The organism is Kitasatospora sp. NBC_01246, assembly GCF_036226505.1.
GTDB lineage: Bacteria > Actinomycetota > Actinomycetes > Streptomycetales > Streptomycetaceae > Kitasatospora.
Genome location: NZ_CP108484.1, coordinates 3,049,733 through 3,071,847, shown reverse-complemented (window position 1 = coordinate 3,071,847; position 22,115 = coordinate 3,049,733). Strand labels below are relative to the sequence as shown.

General features: G+C 71.3%; 18 protein-coding genes. 13 read left to right on the top strand and 5 right to left on the bottom strand.

Going from position 1 to position 22,115, the window contains the following annotated elements:
- The first annotated feature begins 244 nt into the window (after window positions 1-244).
- The 3 genes from OG618_RS13425 (at window position 245) to clpX (ending at window position 3,154) form a co-directional block, all read left to right on the top strand.
- Window positions 245-862 (top strand): ATP-dependent Clp protease proteolytic subunit, encoded by a 618-nt coding sequence (locus OG618_RS13425; protein WP_305067940.1) that lies wholly within the window; start codon window positions 245-247, stop codon window positions 860-862.
- A 58-nt stretch (window positions 863-920) separates the two neighbouring features.
- Window positions 921-1,583 (top strand): ATP-dependent Clp protease proteolytic subunit, encoded by a 663-nt coding sequence (locus tag OG618_RS13420; RefSeq protein WP_327676905.1) that lies wholly within the window; start codon window positions 921-923, stop codon window positions 1,581-1,583.
- A 281-nt stretch (window positions 1,584-1,864) separates the two neighbouring features.
- Complete coding sequence (clpX, locus tag OG618_RS13415; RefSeq protein ID WP_030397392.1) at window positions 1,865-3,154, top strand: ATP-dependent Clp protease ATP-binding subunit ClpX; 1,290 nt, start codon at window positions 1,865-1,867, stop codon at window positions 3,152-3,154.
- Window positions 3,155-3,233: 79 nt separating this feature from the next.
- Here clpX and OG618_RS13410 read toward each other — a convergent pair whose 3' ends face one another.
- Together OG618_RS13410 and OG618_RS13405 are read right to left on the bottom strand one after the other, a co-directional pair.
- On the bottom strand, window positions 3,234-4,046 hold the full coding sequence (locus tag OG618_RS13410) for a hypothetical protein (protein ID WP_329487639.1): 813 nt from the start codon (window positions 4,044-4,046) through the stop codon (window positions 3,234-3,236).
- 97 nt (window positions 4,047-4,143) lie between these two features.
- Entirely contained in the window at window positions 4,144-4,998 is an 855-nt protein-coding gene (locus OG618_RS13405; RefSeq protein ID WP_329487638.1) for a hypothetical protein, read from the bottom strand.
- Between the two features lie 212 nt (window positions 4,999-5,210).
- On the opposite strand from OG618_RS13405, the gene OG618_RS13400 reads away from it, so the two are divergent.
- Together OG618_RS13400 and OG618_RS13395 are read left to right on the top strand one after the other, a co-directional pair.
- Window positions 5,211-7,823, top strand: a complete 2,613-nt coding sequence (locus OG618_RS13400; protein WP_329492098.1) for a valine--tRNA ligase — start codon at window positions 5,211-5,213, stop codon at window positions 7,821-7,823.
- Between the two features lie 315 nt (window positions 7,824-8,138).
- Entirely contained in the window at window positions 8,139-8,666 is a 528-nt protein-coding gene (locus OG618_RS13395; protein WP_329487637.1) for a hypothetical protein, read from the top strand.
- Between the two features lie 28 nt (window positions 8,667-8,694).
- Here the strand turns inward: OG618_RS13395 and OG618_RS13390 are convergent, their stop codons facing one another.
- The 3 genes from OG618_RS13390 to OG618_RS13380 all read right to left on the bottom strand — a co-directional run bounded on the left by OG618_RS13390 (window position 8,695) and on the right by OG618_RS13380 (window position 13,099).
- Window positions 8,695-10,242: a chitinase gene (locus OG618_RS13390; protein WP_329487636.1), complete on the bottom strand. Its 1,548-nt coding sequence runs from the start codon at window positions 10,240-10,242 to the stop codon at window positions 8,695-8,697.
- A 165-nt stretch (window positions 10,243-10,407) separates the two neighbouring features.
- Window positions 10,408-11,550: a non-hydrolyzing UDP-N-acetylglucosamine 2-epimerase gene (gene wecB / locus OG618_RS13385; protein WP_329487635.1), complete on the bottom strand. Its 1,143-nt coding sequence runs from the start codon at window positions 11,548-11,550 to the stop codon at window positions 10,408-10,410.
- Between the two features lie 115 nt (window positions 11,551-11,665).
- Window positions 11,666-13,099 carry a glycosyltransferase family 2 protein gene (locus OG618_RS13380; protein ID WP_329487634.1) on the bottom strand — a complete coding sequence of 478 codons (1,434 nt, stop codon included), beginning with the start codon at window positions 13,097-13,099 and terminating at the stop codon, window positions 11,666-11,668.
- Between the two features lie 174 nt (window positions 13,100-13,273).
- Here OG618_RS13380 and folC point away from each other — a divergent pair, with 174 nt between their 5' ends.
- From folC to rodA, 8 genes are all read left to right on the top strand, one after another.
- Entirely contained in the window at window positions 13,274-14,665 is a 1,392-nt protein-coding gene (folC, locus tag OG618_RS13375) for a bifunctional tetrahydrofolate synthase/dihydrofolate synthase (RefSeq protein WP_329487633.1), read from the top strand.
- A gap of 2 nt (window positions 14,666-14,667) precedes the next feature.
- Complete coding sequence (locus tag OG618_RS13370; protein WP_329487632.1) at window positions 14,668-15,012, top strand: DUF4233 domain-containing protein; 345 nt, start codon at window positions 14,668-14,670, stop codon at window positions 15,010-15,012.
- A gap of 109 nt (window positions 15,013-15,121) precedes the next feature.
- A complete protein-coding gene (ndk, locus tag OG618_RS13365; RefSeq protein ID WP_329487631.1) occupies window positions 15,122-15,535 on the top strand; it encodes a nucleoside-diphosphate kinase in 414 nt (137 codons plus the stop codon).
- Window positions 15,536-15,844: 309 nt separating this feature from the next.
- Window positions 15,845-16,870 carry a rod shape-determining protein gene (locus OG618_RS13360; RefSeq protein WP_305067939.1) on the top strand — a complete coding sequence of 342 codons (1,026 nt, stop codon included), beginning with the start codon at window positions 15,845-15,847 and terminating at the stop codon, window positions 16,868-16,870.
- Window positions 16,871-16,963: 93 nt separating this feature from the next.
- Window positions 16,964-17,917: a rod shape-determining protein MreC gene (mreC, locus tag OG618_RS13355; protein WP_329487630.1), complete on the top strand. Its 954-nt coding sequence runs from the start codon at window positions 16,964-16,966 to the stop codon at window positions 17,915-17,917.
- 3 nt (window positions 17,918-17,920) lie between these two features.
- Window positions 17,921-18,562 carry a rod shape-determining protein MreD gene (gene mreD, locus OG618_RS13350; protein ID WP_329487629.1) on the top strand — a complete coding sequence of 214 codons (642 nt, stop codon included), beginning with the start codon at window positions 17,921-17,923 and terminating at the stop codon, window positions 18,560-18,562.
- A 53-nt stretch (window positions 18,563-18,615) separates the two neighbouring features.
- On the top strand, window positions 18,616-20,877 hold the full coding sequence (gene mrdA, locus OG618_RS13345) for a penicillin-binding protein 2 (protein ID WP_329487628.1): 2,262 nt from the start codon (window positions 18,616-18,618) through the stop codon (window positions 20,875-20,877).
- A complete protein-coding gene (gene rodA / locus OG618_RS13340; RefSeq protein WP_329487627.1) occupies window positions 20,874-22,073 on the top strand; it encodes a rod shape-determining protein RodA in 1,200 nt (399 codons plus the stop codon). Before mrdA ends, rodA begins: the two co-directional genes overlap by 4 nt.
- The last annotated feature ends 42 nt before the right edge of the window (window positions 22,074-22,115 follow it).

Sequence of the window (22,115 nt, the reverse complement as noted above, 5' to 3'; positions counted from 1 at the left end):
CGTTCCCCGGCCGACCGCGTTCCCCGCCGGGCGCGGCGGCCGGACGCCCCGGCCGCGCCGTGAACCCTGCGCTCACAGCGAACAGTTCGGCGTGAGGGATTCTGCGGCCCGGCCTGCGCGTTAGGGTCCTTGGACAGCAACAATCACACCGTGATACCCGGAAGCTGTGCGACACCGTGAGGGCCGTGGCACGGCCCTCCAAATCGACTGAGCAGGTGGCTAAGTGACGTTCCCGCAGATGCAGATGCCTGGCCCGATGGCGCCGCACGCCGCCTCTGGTGACGTGCTCGGCGGCCTGGGCGACCAGGTCTACAACCGGCTGCTCAACGAGCGGATCATCTTCCTCGGCCAGCAGGTCGACGACGACATCGCCAACAAGATCACCGCCCAGCTGCTCCTGCTGGCCGCGGACCCGGACAAGGACATCTTCCTCTACATCAACTCCCCGGGCGGCTCGATCTCGGCCGGCATGGCGATCTACGACACCATGCAGTACATCAAGAACGACGTCGTCACCATCGCGATGGGCATGGCCGCCTCGATGGGCCAGTTCCTGCTGACCGCCGGCGCCAAGGGCAAGCGCTTCTCGCTGCCGAACGCCAACATCCTGATGCACCAGCCGTCCGCCGGTCTCGGCGGCTCGGCCACGGACATCCGCATCCAGGCGGAGCAGCTGCTCCGCACCAAGAAGCGGATGTCCGAGCTGATCGCCTTCCACAGCGGCCAGTCCTTCGAGCAGATCACCGCGGACTCCGACCGCGACCGCTGGTTCACGCCCGAGGAGGCCCTGGAGTACGGCCTGATCGACGCGATCATGCACAGCGCCGCGGACGTCCCCGGCGGCGGCGGCACGGGCGCCTGAGCCTCGGCCCGGCTCCCACGAGACCACAGCCACAACGCTCCGGAGGACTAGAACCCCCATGAACATCCCCAGCCTGTCCAGCGCCAAGGCACGCGTCGAGGACATGCGCGCCGAGGGCCGCTACATCGTCCCGCGCTTCGTCGAGCGCACCTCGCAGGGCATCCGTGAGTACGACCCGTACGCCAAGCTGTTCGAGGAGCGCATCATCTTCCTCGGCTCGCAGGTCGACGACGTCTCCGCGAACGACATCATGGCTCAGCTGCTCTGCCTGGAGTCGATGGACCCGGACCGCGAGATCCAGATGTACATCAACTCGCCCGGCGGCTCGTTCACGGCGCTGACGGCCATCTACGACACCATGCAGTACGTGAAGCCGGACATCACCACCGTCTGCATGGGCCAGGCCGCCTCCGCCGCCGCCGTGCTGCTCGCGGCCGGCACCCCCGGCAAGCGGATGGCGCTGCCGAACGCCCGCATCCTGATCCACCAGCCGTACACCGAGACCGGCCGCGGCCAGGTCTCGGACCTGGAGATCCAGGCCCGCGAGATCTTCCGGATGCGCGAGCAGCTGGAGGAGATGCTCTCCAAGCACTCCAACAAGTCGGTGGAGCAGGTCCGCGACGACATCGAGCGCGACAAGATCCTCACGGCCGAGGAGGCCGTCGAGTACGGTCTGGTCGACCTCGTCATCTCCACCCGCAAGGCCTCGCTGACCTCCTGAGGCCGGCACTCTCCCGCCCTGCCCCGTGGGGGCGGGGCGAAGCTCCCGGGCGGGGCGCGCAAGGAGTCGCGCGCCCCGCCCCCGGCGCATCGGCGGCGCGGCCGCCGGCATCTGTTCGGTATCAATTCGCCCAGGGCGTAGGGCAGACCTGGCGAAGAGGACGGAATCAGGGGCCCGGCAGAGTACCGTCGGATAGCGAGACCGGGCGCCGTCGGCGTGTACGGTCCACAGCACCAGGCCCCGGAACCCCCGCGGGGCCCCTGGCGAAGGGGAAGCACCTCGTGGCACGCATCGGAGACGGTGGCGACCTGCTCAAGTGCTCGTTCTGCGGCAAGTCGCAGAAGCAGGTGAAGAAGCTGATCGCCGGCCCAGGCGTGTACATCTGCGACGAGTGCATCGACCTGTGCAACGAGATCATCGAGGAGGAGCTCGCCGAGACCTCCGAGGTGCGTTTCGAGGAGCTCCCGAAGCCGCGCGAGATCTACGAGTTCCTGGACCAGTACGTGGTCGGCCAGGACCTCGCCAAGAAGGCGCTGTCGGTGGCGGTGTACAACCACTACAAGCGCGTGCAGGCGGGCGAGGCCGGCCGCAGCGGCGGCAACGGCCGTGAGGACGCCATCGAGCTGGCGAAGTCCAACATCCTGCTGCTCGGCCCGACCGGCTCCGGCAAGACGCTGCTCGCGCAGACGCTCGCCCGGATGCTGAACGTGCCGTTCGCGATCGCCGACGCCACCGCGCTGACCGAGGCCGGGTACGTCGGCGAGGACGTCGAGAACATCCTGCTGAAGCTGATCCAGGCGGCCGACTACGACGTCAAGAAGGCCGAGACCGGGATCATCTACATCGACGAGATCGACAAGGTCGCCCGCAAGAGCGAGAACCCGTCGATCACCCGGGACGTCTCCGGCGAGGGCGTGCAGCAGGCCCTGCTGAAGATCCTGGAGGGCACCACCGCCTCGGTGCCGCCGCAGGGCGGGCGCAAGCACCCGCACCAGGAGTTCATCCAGATCGACACCACCAACGTGCTGTTCATCGTGGGTGGCGCGTTCGCCGGCCTGGAGCGGATCATCGAGGGCCGCGCGGGCGCCAAGGGCATCGGCTTCGGCGCGAACATCCGCTCCAAGCGGGAGCAGGACGCCAGCGACCACTTCCGTCAGGTGATGCCGGAGGACCTGGTCAAGTTCGGCATGATCCCGGAGTTCATCGGCCGCCTCCCGGTGATCACCAGCGTGCACAACCTCGACCGCGAGGCGCTGCTGCAGATCCTCACCGAGCCGAAGAACGCGCTGGTCAAGCAGTACCGCAAGCTCTTCGAACTGGACGGCGTCGAGCTGGAGTTCTCCCGCGACGCGCTGGAGGCGATCGCCGACCAGGCGATCCTGCGCGGCACCGGCGCGCGCGGCCTGCGGGCCATCATGGAGGAGGTGCTGATGTCCGTGATGTACGAGGTGCCCTCGCGTCAGGACGTCGCCCGCGTGGTGGTCACCGGGGACGTCGTCTCCAAGCACGCCATCCCCACGCTCGTCCCGCGTGACATGATCAAGCGGGAGCGGCGCGACAAGAGCGCCTGACCTTCCGCGTGAAAGGGCCCCCGGAGACCGTCGGTCGGTCTCCGGGGGCCCTCGCGTTCCGCGCCGCGGGCGGAGGAGGTTACTTCGCCACCTCGGCGACCGCGCGCAGGTCGCGGGCGTCGGCCGCGAGCTTCTCCAGGTCCGGCGCCTTGCCGTCCTCGGGCGCCTGCATCAGCAGCACCAGGGTGCTGTTGTCGGCCCAGGCGCAGATGCCCAGGTCGGTGCCGGACTGGGTGGCCTTGGCGCACTCCATGGTGCCGCCCTTGGAGCCGGCGTCGACCGCGTGCCGGTCGGTGACGGCGGGGCCGCCGGACGAGAAGCCCTTGAACATGGCGTCCAGCTCCTGCTTCGGGAGCAGCACCTTGCCGTAGCCGCCGACCACGATGAGCTGGGGCTCCTCCGAGGAGTCCTGGTAGACGGCGCTGACGCCGGTCGGGTTCCAGGCGCCGTCGCCCTTGCCGAACTCGGAGGTGATCTCCTTCTCCATCGCGTCCGCGATCTCGTTGTCGGTGTCCTTCGTGAGGTCCTTGAAGGTGGCCGGCAGGACGATCTTCTGGGTGCCCGCGTTGGACGTCACGTCGAAGACGAAGTAGGCGAGACCGCCGCCGATCAGCGCCAGCACGCCGACGAACACGCCGAGCAGGATCCAGAGCGTCTTGCGGGACTTGCGCGGCGGAACCGGGGCGTACGCGCCGTAGCCCGGGTAGCCGGGCTGGCCCTCCGCCGGCGGGAAGCCGGGCGGCGTGCCCTGCGGCGGGACGGCGCCCCAGGCCTGGTCGGCCGGGGGCGGCGGGGGCGTCGCGCCGTAGCCGGGCTGGGGCGGCACGGGAGCGCCGCCCTGGGGCTGTCCGGCGGGCGGCGGCGGGGCTCCGTACGGGGTCTGATCGGTCACGATGGCCCTTTCTGGGGACGGGAGGGGACGGGACGGCGGACGTGACGCACTCCCACCCGGAGCCGGGTGGCAGGTGTGAGGGTGAGCGGCGCCGGGGCTACTTGGCGACGACCATGGCGGAGCGGATCGCCCGGGTCTTCTCGGCGGCCTGGGCCGGGGTGAGCGCGGTCTGGGCGGCGCCGGTGAGGCTGGCCTTCAGGAAGGAGACCCGGGCCGTGGTCGACTTGTCGGCCCAGATGCAGACGGTGGACTGCGACTTGCCGCCGAGCACGCCGTAGACGCCGCAGGAGAGCTTGGCCGAGGAGTTGTGGCTGTCCTGGGCCGGGAACTCCGCCAGCGGGGTGGTCCAGCTGCCGCCCTCACCGGGCTTCTCGGAGTCCTTCATGATCTTGTCCGGGTCGTCGAGGTTCCCGTAGACGCCGATCACGCTGATGGTGTCCAGCGGGTCCGCGCCCTTGGCGTAGCTGGCGACCAGCACGTGCAGGTCGGTGCCGAGCTTGGAGGTCTCGGCCTTGCTCGGGTCGGCGGCCTGCTCCTTGGCGGACTTCTGGGTGTAGCCGTCCGGCAGCGACTGGGCGGCGGTGATCTTGTACTTCCCGCCGGTGTCCCCGCCGAGGACCTTGTAGAGGCCGAAGCCGCCGCCGCCCAGCACCAGGGCCCCGATCACCAGACCGACCACCAGCCCGGCCCTGCTCTTCTTCGGCGGCGGCGCGACCGGGTAGCCGGGCGCGCCGTACGGGGCCTGCGGCGCCGCCGCGCCGTAGGGCGGCTGCGGGGCGCCGTACGGGGGCTGGGGCGCGCCGTACTGCGGGGCCGGGGTCCCCTGCTGCGGATAGCCGTACTGCTGCGGCGGCTGGCCGTAGGGCGGCTGCGGCTGCGGTGCGCCGTAGGGCTGCGGTGCCCCGTACGGCTGCGGCTGACCCTGCGGATACTGCTGACCCTGGCCGTACATCTGCCTGTGCTCCCCCGCCGCACCCGCGGCCTGTCGTGATGAAGTCCTCCGTGTCCCTACCAAGGACCGGACGATTGTGCGGGCACGTTATCGCACAGGGCCGACGGCCCGCCCGGGCCGGGCGCGAGGGGCCCGGACCGAAAGCGGTTCGTAACCCACGTCCCCAGGTACGTAAACTGTGCGTCGTGACCGACACCACGAACCAGCGCCCCGTGAGCACTCACGCCGGGGACGACGCAGCCACCCTCCCGACGACCTACGCCCCGGCGGACGTAGAGGGCGAGCTGTACGAGCGCTGGGTAGAGCGCGGTTACTTCACGGCCGACGCCAAGAGCGACAAGCCCCCGTACACCATCGTCATCCCGCCGCCGAACGTCACGGGCAGCCTCCACCTGGGCCACGCCTTCGAGCACACGCTGATCGACGCCCTCGTCCGCCGCAAGCGGATGCAGGGCTACGAGGCCCTCTGGCAGCCCGGCATGGACCACGCCGGCATCGCCACCCAGAACGTCGTCGAGCGCGAGCTGGCCAAGGAGGGCAAGTCCCGCCACGACCTCGGCCGGGAGGCCTTCGTCGACCGGGTCTGGCAGTGGAAGGCGGAGTCCGGCGGCCAGATCTCCGGTCAGATGCGCCGCCTCGGCGACGGCGTGGACTGGTCCCGCGAGCGCTTCACCATGGACGAGGGACTCTCCCAGGCCGTCCAGACCATCTTCAAGAAGCTCTTCGACGACGAGCTGATCTACCGCGCCGAGCGCATCATCAACTGGTGCCCGCGCTGCCTCACCGCGATCTCGGACATCGAGGTGGAGTACCAGGACGACGACGGCGAGCTCGTCTCCATCCGCTACGGCGAGGGCGACGCCTCGATCGTCGTCGCCACCACCCGGGCCGAGACGATGCTCGGCGACACCGCCGTCGCGGTCCACCCGGAGGACGAGCGCTACCGCCACCTGGTCGGCACCGAGATCGAGCTGCCGCTGACCGGCCGCCGCATCCCGGTCGTCGCCGACGCCCACGTCGACCCGGAGTTCGGCACCGGCGCCGTCAAGGTGACGCCGGCCCACGACCCGAACGACTTCGAGATCGGCCAGCGCCACGGCCTGCCGTCGATCGCCGTCATGGACGAGCACGCGGTCATCACCGTGCACGGCCCGTTCCAGGGCCTGGACCGGCTGGAGGCCCGCTCGGCCATCGTCGGCGCGCTGCGCGCCGAGGGCCGGATCGTGGCGGAGAAGCGGCCGTACGTCCACTCGGTCGGCCACTGCTCGCGCTGCAAGACCACCATCGAACCGCGGCTGTCCATGCAGTGGTGGGTCAAGGTCGGCCCGCTCGCCCAGGCCGCGGGCGACGCGGTCCGCGACGGCAAGGTCAAGATCCACCCGCAGGAGATGGAGAAGCGCTACTTCGACTGGGTCGACAACCTCCACGACTGGTGCATCTCGCGCCAGCTCTGGTGGGGCCACCGGATCCCGGTCTGGTACGGCCCGGCCGGCGAGATCGTCTGCGTCGGCCCGGACGAGCAGCCGCCGACCGGTGAGGGCTGGCACCAGGACACCGACGTCCTGGACACCTGGTTCTCCTCCGGCCTGTGGCCCTTCTCCACCCTCGGCTGGCCCGAGCAGACCGACAGCCTGGCGAAGTTCTACCCGAACGCCGTCCTGGTGACCGGCTACGACATCCTCTTCTTCTGGGTCGCCCGGATGATGATGTTCGGCCTCTACGCGATGGACGGCACCCCGCCGTTCCACACCATCGCGCTGCACGGCATGGTCCGTGACCAGAACGGCAAGAAGATGTCGAAGTCCTTCGGCAACGTGGTGAACCCGCTGGACTGGATGGACAAGTACGGCTCCGACGCGCTGCGCTTCACGCTGGCCCGCGGCGCCAACCCGGGCGTCGACGTCCCGATCGGCGAGGACTGGGTCCAGGCGGCCCGCAACTTCGCCAACAAGATCTGGAACGCCACCCGCTTCGCGCTGATGAACGGCGCCACCGTCGAGGGCCCGCTGCCCGCGCCGGAGGAGCTGACCGCGGCCGACCGCTGGATCCTGTCCCGGCTGAACAGCACGGTCGCCGAGGTGGACGCGCTCTACGAGGACTACCAGTTCTCCAAGCTGTCCGAGGCGCTCTACCACTTCGCCTGGGACGAGGTCTTCGACTGGTACGTCGAGCTCTCCAAGACCACCCTCGCCAAGGGCGGCCCGCAGGCCGACGCCGCGCGCCGGGTGCTCGGCGAGGTCCTGGACGTCACGCTGCGGCTGCTCCACCCGATCGTCCCGTTCGTCACCGAGACCCTGTGGACGACGCTCACCGGCGCCGAGTCGGTGGTCATCGCCGACTGGCCGGCGGACAGCGGCTACCGCGACGCGGCGGCCGAGGCCGAGATCGCCACGCTCCAGCAGGTGGTCACCGAGGTCCGGCGCTTCCGCACCGACCAGGGCCTGAAGCCGGGTCAGCGGGTCCCGGCCCGGCTGGAGGTGGCCGGTACCGTGCTGGCCGTCCACGAGGACGCGATCCGCTCGCTGCTGCGGCTGACCGCTCCCGAGGAGGGCTTCTCGGCCACCGCCTCGCTCCCGGTCGCGGGCGCGACCGTGCTGCTGGACCTCTCCGGCACCATCGACGTCGCGGCGGAGCGCAAGCGCCTCGCCAAGGACCTCGCGGCCGCCGAGAAGGAGAAGGCCCAGACGGCCGGCAAGCTCGGCAACGAGGCGTTCCTCGCCAAGGCGCCGGACGACGTGGTCGCCAAGATCCGGACCCGTCAGGAGGCCGCCGAGGCCGACATCGTCCGGATCACCGCTCAGCTCGCGGCGCTGCCGCAGGCCTGACCGGCCGGCTCACCAGGGGCCGCACTCCGCCGACGCGGAGTGCGGCCCCTCGGCGTTCGCGCGGGCTTTCGGCCGGGCGCCGGCCGGGGCGGTGGGAGCGCTCCGGCCGACCGCTCCGGCCGAACGGTGAAATGGGCCCTCTAATAGCCCAGTGCCATTGCTCTGTTCCGGCGAATATTCATCATGGACCGGGTGAAGTCCTATTCCGCCCGAATTCATTCCGGTCTTGCCCGCGCGGGTTCGCGGAAGTTTGCAGGTCGGCTGTGTACGGTGTGACGGAGTTTCGCCAGCCGACGACCGACGGGAGGGCATGGCGTGATGGTGACCGAGAAGTTGGCCGACGAACTGCCGGTGGAAGCGGTCCAGGAGGCCAAGGGCAGGGCGGCGACGCTGCTGCTCGCGTTCCGGCACGGGAACCAGCTCGCCTTCGACCACGCGCTGGACCGGCTCTTCGAGGAGCACGCGGAGCGCGAGGTGACCACCCTGCTGGCCTGGATCGCCGCCGAGGCGGTCCGCAAGGCGTACGCGCCCGAGGTGGGTGACCGGGTGCTGCACGCGATGGCCCGTCGCGCCCCGGCCGACTGCGGTGCGGTGGCGGTGGACGAGGACACCGCCGACGCGGCCCGCCTGATCGAGGCGGTGGCGGCGGGCGAGGTGACCGAGGTGCGCGGCCTGGTGGCCGCCACCGCCGACACCACCTTCCTGCTCGGCGGCCTGCTCCAGGGCGTCGCCATGATGCTGCCGCTGCTGCCCGAGGGCGAGCTGGCCGAGATCACCGCCGAACTGCGGCGCCGGCACTGCGGCCCCTGCCCCGAGATCCCGGAGGCCCGGGCCGGGGTCTGAGACCCGGCCCGGACCCAGGGGGCCGCGCCTACGGCATCGCGTGCAGGTGCGAGCCGACGGTGCCGGCGATGCCGCCGCCGGCCTTGGCGTCCCAGTTGGTCGACCAGGTCATCGCCCCGCCGATGCCGGGCCACTTGGTGTCGGGCTTGAAGCTCCCGCAGTTGGTGCCGGCGGCCAGGCAGTCCAGGGCGTTGTTCACCACGGACGGGCTGACGTACCCGCCGCCCGCCGCGCTGGTTGACGCGGGCACCCCGAGCCCGACCTGGTCGGGCCGCAGCCCGCCCTTGAGCTGGATGCAGGCGAGCGCGGTCAGGAAGTTGACGCTGCCCTGGGAGTACACCTGCCCGTCGCAGCCGAGCATCGCGCCGGAGTTGTAGTACTGCATGTTGACGATGGTGAGGATGTCCTTCACGTTCAGCGCCAGCTTGAAGTACTCCATCCCGGTCGACTGCATGTCGATGGTCTGCGGCGCCATGGTGAGGACGAACCCGCTGCCCGCCTTCGCCGCCAGCGCGTGCAGGGCCTGGCCCATGTAGGTGGCGCTGACGCCGTTCTCCAGGTCGATGTCGATCCCGTCGAAGCCGTAGCTCTGCATCAGGGCCCAGGCGGTGTTGGCGAAGGTTGTGGCCGAGGCGGAGCTGTTCACCGAGACGGTGCCGTTCTGGCCGCCGATCGAGAGCACCACCTTCTTGCCGGCCGCCTTCTTGGCCGCGATGTCGGACTTGAACTGCGCGTCGGTGTAGCCGCCGAGCTTGGCCGACAGGGCCGGGTCCAGGGTGAAGCTCAGGCCCCCGGGCGTGCCGGTGGCGTCCGCGAAGGAGACCGCGATGATGTCGTACGCGGCCGGGACGTCGCTGATCCGCTGCACCGTGGCGGTGTTGTCGAAGTTCTGCCAGTAGCCGGTGAGCAGGTGCTTGGGCAGCCCCGGCCGGGTCGGCGTGACGGTCGGGGTGACCGTCGGAGTCCCGGTGGGCGTCGGGGTCGTGGTCGGGGTCGGGGTCGGCGTCGCGGTGGGGGTCGCGGTCCCGGTCGGGGTGGGCTTCGGGTCGCCCGGCCCGATCAGTGAGACGTCGTCGGCCAGGTAGGAGGGCTGGCCGTACCAGCCGTGCAGGTAGACCGTGACGCTGGTGGTGGCGGCCCCGGTGGTGAAGGTGGTGGAGAGCTTGGACCAGCCCGCCGAGTTGGTCCAGGTGCCGGGGTCGGTGCCGCCGGTGCCGCGGGCACCCAGGTAGACGTAGGAGCCCTGCACCCAGGCGCTCAGGGCGTACGTGGACGAGGGCTTCACGGTGACGGTCTGGGTGCACTCGCCGGTGTCGCCCGAGCCCGGGGTGGCGCGCAGCGCGTACGAGCCGGAGTGGACGGTGGCGGTGTCCGCGGCGGCGCCGGACGGACAGGTCCAGTGGCCGAGGTGGTCGGCCGCCTCGAAGCCGCCGTTGTCGATCACGTCGACGTCGGCGGTCGCCGCGCCGGAGGCGCTGGTGGCGACGACCAGGCCGCTCAGGCCCAGGGCGATCGCCGAGGCGCCGGCGAGCAGGGTGTGGACGACGCGGGCGCGCCGGTGTCGGGCAGGTGGCATGACTCCATCTCCTGTGGGGGGAGACCGTCGGCTCACGTGGGGGAGAGCCGTCCGGCTGTCGCTGGTGCGGGAGCTACCGACAACTCAAGTCCCTGTCGGGGGAGGAGACTTGCCCTCACAAGGTGGAGTAGACCAATCCGGCTGTCAAGAGTGCCTGTCCGGGCGTCAGGCGGCGGCGGGCTCCGAGCGCGCGGCGAGCCCTGCCGTGAGCCGGGCGATCCGGGCGGAGGCCAGGCCGTCCCCGTACGGGCTCGGGGTGGCCGCCAGCCGGGCGAGCCGCTCGGGGGTGTCGGCCAGCCAGGTCCGGGCCAGGCCGCCGAGCTCCTCGCCGGGGGCGACCAGGGCGGCGAACCCCGCGTCGACGGCCTCCGGGCGTTCGGTGGAGCGGCGCACCACCAGCAGCGGGCGGCCGAGTACGGTGCACTCCTCCTGGACCCCGCCGGAGTCGGAGACCAGCAGTGCCGCGTGCCGGGCCAGGCCCAGGAACTCCGCGTACCCGACCGGCGCGGTCACGGCGATCCGCTCCAGCAGGCCGTCCAGCGCGAACCGCTCGACGGCGGCCGCGGTCCGCGGGTGCATCGGGAACAGGACGGGGGTGCCGGCCCGGGCGATCCGGTCCAGTTCGGCGAGGACGGCGCCCAGGGCCTCGGCGCTGTCGGTGTTCTCCGGTCGGTGCACGGTGGCCAGGACGTAGCCGTCCGGCTCCAGCCCGTGCGAGGCCAGCAGCGCGGTCCGGGCGGCCCGGTCGGGCAGCCGGCGGTGGACCACCTCGACGACGGTGTTGCCGGTGACGGTGATCCGTTCCTCGTCCAGCGACTCGGCGCGCAGGTTGGCCGCGTTCTCCGCGGTGGCGGCGCAGAGCAGGTCGGAGACGTGGTCGACCATCACCCGGTTGTGCTCCTCGGGCATCGCCCGGTCGAAGCTGCGCAGCCCGGCCTCGACGTGCACCAGCGGGATCTCCCGGGCGTTGGCGGCCAGCGCGCCGGCCAGGGTGGCGTTGGTGTCGCCCTGGACGACGACGGCGGCGGGCCGGTCCTCGGCGAAGGCGGCGTCCAGCTGGCCGAGCGACTGGGCGATCTGGCCGGCCCGCGGGCGGCCGCCGACCCCGGTCAGCAGCTCCGGCCGGGGCAGGTCGAGGTCGCGCAGGAAGCGGCCGGACAGCGCCTCGTCCCAGTGCTGGCCGGTGTGCACCAGCCGGGTCGCGGCGCCGAGCTCGTGGATCAGCGGGGCGAGCTTGACCAGCTCGGGGCGGGTGCCGAGGACGACGGCGACACTGGCGGGCGGCAGCGGGGGAAGGCACGGGGACACGGTGGAACTCCGGACGGGTCTGGGCGGGACGGCGGGATCGCCTGCGGGCATCGAGGGCGTCGAGGATGTCGAGGATGTCGAGGCGGAAGCGGGTGGAGGGCGGAGCGGGCGCGGCTCAGGTTTCGAGGGCGGTGGGGGCGCCCACCGCGACCTTCTCGGCGTTGCGCCTGGTCTTGGCCCAGCCGTTGCGGCCGAGCAGCAGGCGGACGGCGGCCCGGGTGGCGACCAGGAACAGGTGGTAGGCGTAGAGCCAGACCAGGACGCCCCAGAGCAGGCCGGTGAGCCGGCTCCGGTCGGGGTGCACGCGCCGGCGGTAGGCGAAGCCCCAGAGCACCATCGGCAGCGTCGCGATCACGAAGGCGGCGGCCATCAGCGGCCCGAACCGGGCCTGGAAGTCGACGGTGTCCTCGGGGAACAGCGCCAGTCCGGCGGCCGTGATCCCGAGCGACAGCGGGGTGAGCACCACCAGCAGCACGCAGACCACCGGCTGCAGGAAGGTGTACAGCACCTCGGCCTTGCCGGCCCAGCGGTAGTGCGGCGAGCGCAGCACCCGCCCGGTGTAGCGCAGGCACTGCATGTTGCCCTGGGCCCACCGGGTGCGCTGGGTGAGGAGGCGGCGGAGCGAGACCAGCCCCTCCTGGGACACCCGGGCCTCCGTCACGTGGGTCAACCGCCACCCGGCCAGCCGCAGTTCGAGACCGGACTCGTAGTCCTCCAGGAGGGCCCGCTCCGGCCAGGGGCGGCCCTCGCGGCCTTCGTCGGCGGTGAGCGAGTCCAGCGCGGTGAGCCGGACGAACTGGCCGTTTCCGCCGAGACCGACGCTGCCGGTGCGCCGGCGCAGCAGCTGCATGCCGGCGTTGTTGGCCTGGAACTCGACGTCCTGCATCCGGACCAGCGCGCGGGCCAGCGCGTTGGCGGTCCGGCCGCGGCCGGGCAGCGGCCGTTCGTCGTCCGCGTTGCGCATCCGGACGCCGATCTGCACGGCGCCGGTGTCGGGGCGGGCCAGCGCGTGTTCGGAGCAGACCAGGCCCAGGGTGCCGGGCTCCAGCTCGCCGTCGGCGTCGACGACGCCGATGATCACCCGGGCGCGGTCGGCGTCCTCGGGCAGCCAGGCGTCGACGCTCCGGTAGGCGGCGTTGAGCGCGGCGCCCTTGCCGATCCGCGCGTGCGGACGGCGGCGCTGGACGAGGTGGATCCGGTCGTCCCGCTCCGCGGCGGCCAGGACCAGCTCGCGGGTGCGGTCCTCACTGTCGTCGTCGATCACCCACAGGTGCGCCTCGGGGGCGGCGGCGCGCAGCCCGGCGAGGGTCTGGGTGACGACGGCCTCCTCGTCCCGGCAGGGGATCAGCAGGTGCCACTGGAAGGCGGCCGGATCGCCCGGCTCGGCGGGCCGGTCGTGCCGGAAGGCGTGCCGGGAGCCGGCCCAGTAGAGGAGGAAGCGGCCGAACACCAGGACCATGTAGGCGAGGAGCACCAGCGACAGCAGCTCGGCGAGCTGGACGACACCGCTCCGATGGACCAGGAACGACTCGCGCAGGGCGTCGGGCATGGGACTGTCCTCCTGGTGATCAAAGGTGATGCGTCTCCCTGGGGTGCGAATCGATGCTTCATTGCCGTCTGAACTCGCTGAATCAATAGTAAATCGGGTGAATCGGAAAGTCAGGGCAAAGTGGTGGTTCTCACCCCGTCGGGAGCGCGCGACGCCGCTCCGTAGACTGTGCTCGTGAGCGACAAGGCCGACCCGAACCCGTACACCCTCCGCCCCGCCGACGACGGCTCCGGCGACGCCCTGCGCGACGTCGAGGTGGAACTCTCCAAGCGCTGGCCGGAGAACAAGCTGGAGCCCTCGCTCGACCGGATCGAGGCGCTGATGGACATCCTGGGCCAGCCCCAGCGGTCCTTCCCCTCGATCCACATCACCGGCACCAACGGCAAGACCTCCACCGCGCGGATGGTCGAGCAGCTGCTCAACACCTTCGAGCTGCGCACCGGCCGCTACACCAGCCCGCACGTGGAGTCCGTCACCGAGCGGATCAGCCTGGACGGCGCCCCGATCACCCCCGAGCGGTTCGTCGAGGTCTACCGGGACATCGAGCCCTACGTCCGGATGGTCGACGAGCGCGAGCCGGTCGCGATGTCCTTCTTCGAGGTGCTGACCGGCATGGCCTACGCGGCCTTCGCCGACGCCCCGGTGGACGTCGGCGTGATCGAGGTCGGCATGGGCGGCTCCTGGGACGCCACCAACGTGATCGACGCCGCCGTCGCGGTGATCGCCCCGATCTCGCTGGACCACACCGACAAGCTGGGCGAGACCACCGGCGAGATCGCGGTCGAGAAGTCCGGGATCATCAAGCCGGGCTCCATCGCGGTCGTCGCCCAGCAGCAGCTGGACGCCGCCCAGAACATCCTGCGGCGCGCCGTCGAGGTGGACGCGACGGTGGCCCGCGAGGGCATGGAGTTCGGGGTGATCCGCCGTGAGGTCGCCATCGGGGGCCAGCTGGTGACGCTGCGCGGGCTCGGCGGCGAGGAGTACACGGACGTCTTCCTCCCGCTGCACGGCGCCCACCAGGCGCAGAACGCGGCGCTCGCGCTCGCGGCGGTCGAGGCCTTCTTCGGTGTCGGCGGCGCGCGCGGCGGGCAGCTGGACGCGGACAAGGTGCGGCAGGCGTTCTCCGGCGTCGCCTCGCCGGGCCGCCTGGAGGTCGTCCGCCGCAGCCCGACCATCGTCCTGGACGCCGCGCACAACCCGGACGGCGCGCGCGCCACGGTGGCCGCGATCGGCGAGTCCTTCGGCTTCACCCGGCTCGTCGGCGTGATCGGCACCAGCGGCGACAAGGACGTGGCCGGCCTGCTGGAGGCCTTCGAGCCGATCCTGGCCGAGGTCGTCATCACCCAGAACTCCACCCACCGCGCGATGGACGCGGACGCGCTGGCCGCGCTCGCGGTCGAGGTCTTCGGCGAGGACCGCGTCCAGGTCGAGCCCCGGCTCGACGACGCCATCGCCGCCGCCGTCACCCTCGCCGAGGAGGACGGGGACCTCGGCGGCGCCGGGGTGCTGGTCACCGGTTCGGTCATCACGGTGGGCGAGGCCCGCCTGCTGCTCGGGAGGAAGTGACGATGAGGACGCTCTGTTCCTCGACGCTGATCGGCGAGGCGCTGCTGGCGCTCTTCGCCGGGCTGGTGGCCATGCAGCTGTCCGACGTGCCGACCGCCACCGTGTGGACCGTGACGGGCATCGCGATGGCGCTGTGCGTGCTGCTCTGCGGCATGATCACCCGCCCCGGCGCGGTCGCGATCGGCTGGGTGCTCCAGCTCGGCCTGATCGCCAGCGGCTTCATCCTGCCGACCATGTTCGGCCTGGGCGTGGTCTTCGCCGGACTCTGGTGGTGCTCGGTGCACTACGGCCGGAAGATCGACGAGTTCAAGGCCGCCCGCGCGGCCGGCGCGGTCCCGGCGGCATAGGGCCCGGGCTCGCCCAAGGCCCGCTGCTCACGCAAGGTAACCTCTGCGGTAGTCGCACTCCGCACCGCGAACCGGGTGCGCGCCGAACCGAATTCCCAGGAGACGCACCGTGTCCCAGCGCACTCTCGTCCTGCTCAAGCCCGACGCCGTCAAGCGCGGCCTGGCCGGCGAGATCATCAGCCGCATCGAGCGCAAGGCCGGCTGGCGGCTCGCCGCCGTCGAGCTGCGGACCTTCGACCGGGCGACGCTGGAGCAGCACTACGCGGAGCACGTCGGCCGCCCGTTCTACGAGCCGCTGCTGGAGTTCATGACCTCCGGTCCGTCGATCGCGCTGATCGTCGAGGGCGAGGAGGTCGTCCCCGGCATCCGGATGCTGGCCGGTGCGACCAACCCGCTGGAGGCCGGTGCCGGCACCATCCGCGGCGACTACGCGACGATCACCCGGGAGAACCTGATCCACGCCTCCGACTCCACGGAGTCCGCCGAGCGCGAGATCAAGATCTTCTTCCCGACGCACGCCTGAGAACCACCCAGGACCTTCGGGTGCCCCGGTCGGGACCATTGGCCCGGCCGGGGCATTCTTATCGTGAAATAGGGAACTGGGGACGCCGACACGGCGTCCCAATGCTCGGAGAAGCGATCACGCTCCGGACAATGGACGGTATGCCCCACGTCGACGTCCGTACTGGCGGGCGTGACTACGATGGACGCGACTCATGGGCCCGGTACGGCTGGTCAGCTCGTCTTCGCCCAAGCCGTGGGCGCGCTCCCTCGTCCACCCCCCGCAATGACTCCGAGCCCGGGAAGGCACCTACACCCCATGGCAACCAACCTGTCGTTCATCGGCCGCGATCTGGCGATCGACCTCGGAACCGCCAACACGCTGGTGTACGTCAGGGGCAAGGGGATCGTGCTCAACGAGCCGTCCGTGGTCGCGGTCAACACCAACACCGGCGGCATCCTGGCGGTCGGCGCCGAGGCCAAGAAGATGATCGGCCGCACGCCCGGCAACATCGTCGCCATCCGCCCGCTCAAGGACGGCGTGATCGCCGACTTCGAGATCACCGAGCGGATGCTCCGCTACTTCATCCTCAAGATCCACCGCCGCCGCTACCTGGCCCGCCCCCGCGTCGTGGTCTGCGTTCCCTCGGGCATCACCGGGGTCGAGCGCCGCGCCGTGATCGAGGCCTCCTCGCAGGCCGGCGCGCGCCAGGTGCACATCATCGAGGAGCCGATGGCGGCCGCGATCGGCGCCGGCCTGCCGGTCCACGAGGCCACCGGCAACATGGTGGTCGACATCGGCGGCGGCACCACCGAGGTGGCCGTGATCTCGCTCGGCGGCATCGTCACCGCGCAGTCGATCCGGGTGGCCGGCGACGAGCTGGACAACGCGATCGTCCAGCACATCAAGAAGGAGTACTCGCTCCTCCTGGGCGAGCGCAGCGCCGAGCAGATCAAGATGAGCATCGGCTCCGCCTTCGCGCTGGAGGGCGAGAAGGACGAGCACGCCGAGATCCGCGGCCGCGACCTGGTCAGCGGCCTGCCCAAGACCGTCGTCATCTCGGCGGCCGAGGTCCGCGAGGCCATCGACGAGCCGGTCAACTCGATCATCGACGCGGTCAAGACCACCCTCGACCAGTGCCCGCCCGAGCTCGCCGGCGACGTCATGGACCGCGGCATCGTGCTCACCGGCGGCGGCGCCCTGCTGCGCGGCCTGGACGAGCGGCTGCGCCGCGAGACCGGCATGCCGATCCACATCGCCGAGAACCCGCTGGACTCCGTGGCGCTCGGCTCCGGCAAGTGCGTCGAGGAGTTCGAGGCCCTCCAGCAGGTACTCGACGCCCAGCCGCGCCGTTAGCAGGAACGTCAGACCTTGTAGTCAACTGAACGGCCCCCGCCCGGGCCCACAGCCCGGGTGGGCGGCCAGGTACGAAGGGGCAGTACCAGCACCGTGAGGGACACACGAGAGAGCCGGCTGCTGCTCATCCTGCTGGTGGCCGTCGCCTTCGCGCTGATCACCGTGGACATCAAGGGCGGCGAGAGTTCGCCGCTCGGCGGCGCCCGGCGCGCCGCGGCAGGCGTCCTCGGCCCGGTCGAGCGCGGCGCCGCCACGGTGGTCGACCCGGTGGCCGACACCGTCCGCGCCTTCCGCGACGCCACCGGCCACAGCGGCCGCACCGACCAGCTGGCCCGCGAGAACACCGAGCTGCGCCAGAAGCTGGCCTCCTCCGACATGGCCGGCGGACGCACCAAGCAACTCGACGACCTGCTGCGCACCGCCGGCTCCGGCGGGTACACCGTCAAGGCCGCCCAGGTGATCGCGATCGGGCCGGCGCAGGGCTTCTCCTGGACCATCACCATCGACGCCGGCGGTGACGACGGCCTCACCCGGGACATGACGGTGATCAACGGCCAGGGCCTGGTCGGCCGGATCACCACCGTCGCCCCGACCACCTCCACCGTCCTGCTCGCCTCCGACCCGGGCTTCAGCGCCGGGGCCCGGCTGGAGGGCAGCGGGGAGATCGGCTTCGCCTCCGGCGGCGGCACCAGCGCGATGAAGGTCTCCCTGCTGAACGGCAAGGCCCAGGTGAAGGAGGGCGACCGGCTGGTCACCTTCGGCTCGCAGAGCGGCCGCCCGTTCGTGCCCGGAGTCCCGGTCGGCAAGGTGGTCCAGGTCGAGGCGACCCCGGGCCAGCTGACCAAGACGATCCTGGTCGAGCCCTTCGTCCAGTTCACCCGGCTCGACCTGGTCGGCGTGGTGGTCGTGCCGCCGCGCACCGACCCGCGCGACGCCGTCCTGCCGCCGGCCCCGGCCGCCCAGGGCCAGGCGGCGGCACCGGCCCCGGCCGCGCCCGCCGTCCCGGCCGCCGCCGCCCCGCCCGCCAAGACCACTGGGGGGAACTGAACCATGCGCCTCGCCCGCGTCCCCGTCACCGCCGTCCTCGTCCTGCTCGGTCTGATCCTTCAGGTCAGCGTCTTCGGCAGGCTCCAACTCCCGGGCGCCACACCGGACATACTGCTCCTCGTGGTGGTCGGCCTGGCGATGGTCTACGGGCCGACCGGCGGCTGCCTGGTGGGCTTCGCCGCCGGCCTGCTGGCCGACCTCGCGCCGCCGTCCGACCACGCGATCGGCCGCTACGCGCTGGTGCTCTGCCTGATGGGCTACGCCGCCGGACTGCTGCGCCCCGACCACGGCCGGCAGCGCTCGGTCTCCAGCGCGCTGCTGGTGGTGGCCGCCGCGGCGGTCGCCTCCACCCTGCTGTACGCGATGGTCGGCGCCCTGGTCGGCGACACCGCCGCCCGCCACGTCGGCCTCGGCAGCCTGGTGCTCACCGCCCTGCTGTACGACCTGCTGCTGGCGCCGTTCGTCGTCCCGGCGGTGATGCTGATCGGCCGCCGCTTCGGGCGCGACCCGGTGGCCGCCGCGGCCGGTGACGACGAGGGCGGCCCCGGGCTGGGCACGCTCGCCCGCTACCGGACGACCCGTGAGACCTCGTCCGGGCCGGGCTACAAGAAGCGGCGCTCGCTCGGCTTCGCCAAGCGGCCGTAGCCCCCGCCCTCGCCCATGAACCCCGGAACCCCGCACTCTGGAGCGCACGAGACGTGAGCAACATCCCCGAGACCGGCCGTACCCGGCGGGTGACGATCCGTCTGGTGGTACTGCAGATCCTGGTGCTGTCGCTGCTCGCCACCCTCGGTGGCCGGCTCTGGTACCTGCAGATCCGCAACGCCAGCGTCTACACCGCCAAGGCGACCGGCAACCACATCCGCGAGGTCGTCGAACCCGCCGTGCGCGGCGAGATCCTCGACGCCTCGGGCCGCATCCTGGCCGGCAACGAGACCCGGCTGGTGGTCTCGGTCAGCCGCACCTCGCTGCTCCAGCAGAAGGACGGCGGCAAGGCGGTGCTGGGCCGGCTCGCCGAGGTGCTCGGCATGCCGGCCAAGGACGTCCAGGAGAAGGTCCGGCTCTGCGACGCCAAGACGCCGCAGCCGTGCTGGAACGGCTCGCCGTACCAGCCGATCCCGGTCACCAAGGAGGCGACCACCCAGCAGGCGCTGCAGATGATGGAGCGCCGCGAGGACTTCCCCGGGGTGACCGCGCAGCCCACCGCCGTGCGCCACTACACCGGCGTCGAGGGCGCCAACATGGCCCAGGTGCTCGGCTACCTCTCGCCGGTGACGGACGAGGAGGTCAGCAAGACCGCCGACAAGACCGGCCTGGACCGCTACCTGCCGGCCGACCAGATCGGCCGCGCCGGCCTGGAGTCGGTGTACGACCGCGACCTGCGCGGGACGGCCGGGATCACCAAGCTGGAGGTGGACAACCTCGGCCGGGTGATCGGCAACGCCGGCATCGTCGAGCCGCAGACCGGCAACAACCTGGTGACCAGCATCGACGCCCGGGTGCAGAAGGTCGTCGAGGACAACCTGGCGCAGGCGATGAACGACGCCAGGAAGACCTTCGACAAGGTGACCAACCGCAACTACGAGGCCGACTCCGGCGCCGCGGTCGTCATGGACGTGCACACCGGGCGGATCGTGGCGATGGCCAGCGCGCCGACGTACGACCCCAACCTCTGGCAGGGCGGTATCTCCGGCAAGGACTACCAGGCACTGACCAGCAAGGACTCCAACTTCCCGCTGCTGAACCGGGCCATACAGGGTCAGTCCGCGCCCGGCTCGACCTTCAAGGTCATCTCCACCACCGCCGCCGTGCAGGCCGGCTACTCGCTGGACGGGACGTACCCGTGCCCGAAGAGCATGACCATCGGCGGCCGTGAGTTCAAGAACTTCGAGAGCGAGAGCTTCGGCTCGATCACGCTGGAGAAGGCGCTCGAAGTCTCCTGCGACACGGTCTTCTACGGGCTGGCCTACGACCAGTGGATGAAGGACGGCGGCATCAAGCCGAAGAAGGAGACCGCCGACTGGTTCTTCAAGACCGCCCACCAGTTCGGCCTGGGCGCCAAGACCGGCATCGACCTGCCCAGCGAGGTCACCGGCCGGGTGCCGGACCGGCAGTGGAAGCAGTCCTTCTACGACAACAACAAGGACGCCTGGTGCCGGCAGGCGGAGAAGGGCGGCAACACCTTCTCCGACCAGATCGCCCGGGAGAACTGCGTCGACGGCTACCAGATGCGCGCCGGTGACTCGGTCAACTTCGCGATCGGCCAGGGCGACACCCTCGTCACCCCGATCCAGATGGCCCGGATCTACTCGGCGCTCGCCAACGGCGGCACCTTCTACCGGCCGACCGTCGCCAAGGCGGTGATAAGCCCGGGCGGGGAGCTCGTCCGCGAGATCGCCCCGCACGAGGACGCCAAGTTCCCCGGCGACCAGAAGCTGCTGAGCTACATCGACCAGGCCACCGCGGGCGTCGTCACCAGCGGTACCGCCGCCTGGAAGTTCACCGGCGCCGGCTGGCCGCAGGGCAAGATCGAGCTGCACGCCAAGACCGGCACCGCCGAGGTCGAGGGCAAGCAGACCACCTCGTGGCTGACCACCTACAGCGGCGACTACGCGGTCGTGATGACGATAAGCCAGGGCGGCACCGGCTCCGGGGGCTCCGGCGACGCGATCCGACGGATCTACCAGTCGCTCTACGGCGTCGACGACAAGGGCAACATCGACAACGGCAAGGCACTGCTGCCCAAGCCGCAGGCCGAGCTGCCGAAGTTCAACGCGGACGGCACCGCCATCATCAAGCCGGCCGGCTTCACCGCCGCCGCCGGGGACCCGGGCGTGACCGGCGGCTCCCCGCGGGTCTTCCTGGACCCGGCACCGCCGGCCGGCCCGCCGATCGCGCTCGCCGCGGTGGACGCCGCCGCCGTCGAGCCCAACCGGAGCACCGGAAGGAGCCGGACATGACCTCCTACGGCTCGTACCGCCAGCTGCGGCTCGCCCCGCAGCGCAGCGGGGTCTCGAAGGCCCTCGCCAAGGACTCCCCGCTCTGGCGGATCGACTGGATACTGCTGCTGGCCGCGATGGTGCTGTCGCTGGGCAGCTCGCTGCTGGTCTGGTCCGCCACCCGGGGGCGGGACTCGCTCACCCACGGCGATCCGCAGTACTTCCTGTTCCGGCACCTCACCAACGTGGTGATCGGACTGGTGCTGTGCGCGGTGGTGATAGGGATAGGGAGCCGGCGGTTCCGCACGGTGGTGCCGTTCCTGTACGTCGCGGTGATCCTGCTGCTGGTGGCCACGCTGAGCCCGCTCGGCTCGACCATCAACGGCCAGCACTCCTGGATCCAGCTCGGCGGCGGCTTCTCCGTCCAGCCGGCCGAGTTCGCCAAGCTGGCGATCGTGCTGGCGATGGCCGTGGTGCTGTCCGACCAGGTGGACGCGGGGGAGCGGGAGTTCCCCTCGCACCGGGCGGTCTTCCGCGGACTGGTCTGGGCCACCGTGCCGATGGCGATCGTGATGCTGATGCCGGACGCCGGGTCGGTGATGGTCATGGCCGTCATCGTGCTGGGCATCCTGCTCGCCTCCGGCGCGGCCAACCGCTGGGTGTTCGGGCTGATCCTGGCCGGCGTCGGCGGCTGCGTGGCGATCTGGAAGCTCGGGGTGCTGAGCAAGTACCAGATCGACCGCTTCGCGGCCTTCGCCAACCCGGCGCTGGACCCGTCCGGAGTGGGCTACAACACCGCCCAGGCCCGGATCGCGATCGGCTCGGGCGGGCTCACCGGCAAGGGCCTGTTCCACGGGACGCAGACCACCGGGCAGTTCGTGCCGGAGCAGCAGACCGACTTCGTCTTCACGGTGGCCGGCGAGGAGCTGGGCTTCCTCGGGGCGATGGCCATCATCCTGCTGCTCGGCGTGGTGCTCTGGCGGGCCTGCCGGATCGCCCGGCACGCCACCGACCTGTACGGCACCATCGTGGCCGCCGGAGTGGTCGCCTGGTTCGCCTTCCAGGGCTTCGAGAACATAGGGATGTGCCTGGGCATCATGCCGGTGGCCGGCATCCCGCTGCCGTTCGTCTCCTACGGAGGGTCGTCGATGTTCTCGACCTGGGTGGCGATCGGACTGCTGCAGGCGGTGCAGAGCCAGCGGCCGATAGCGGCCTGAGCGCACGGACGCACCGGCGGGGCCGGTCCGGGGTCACCCCCC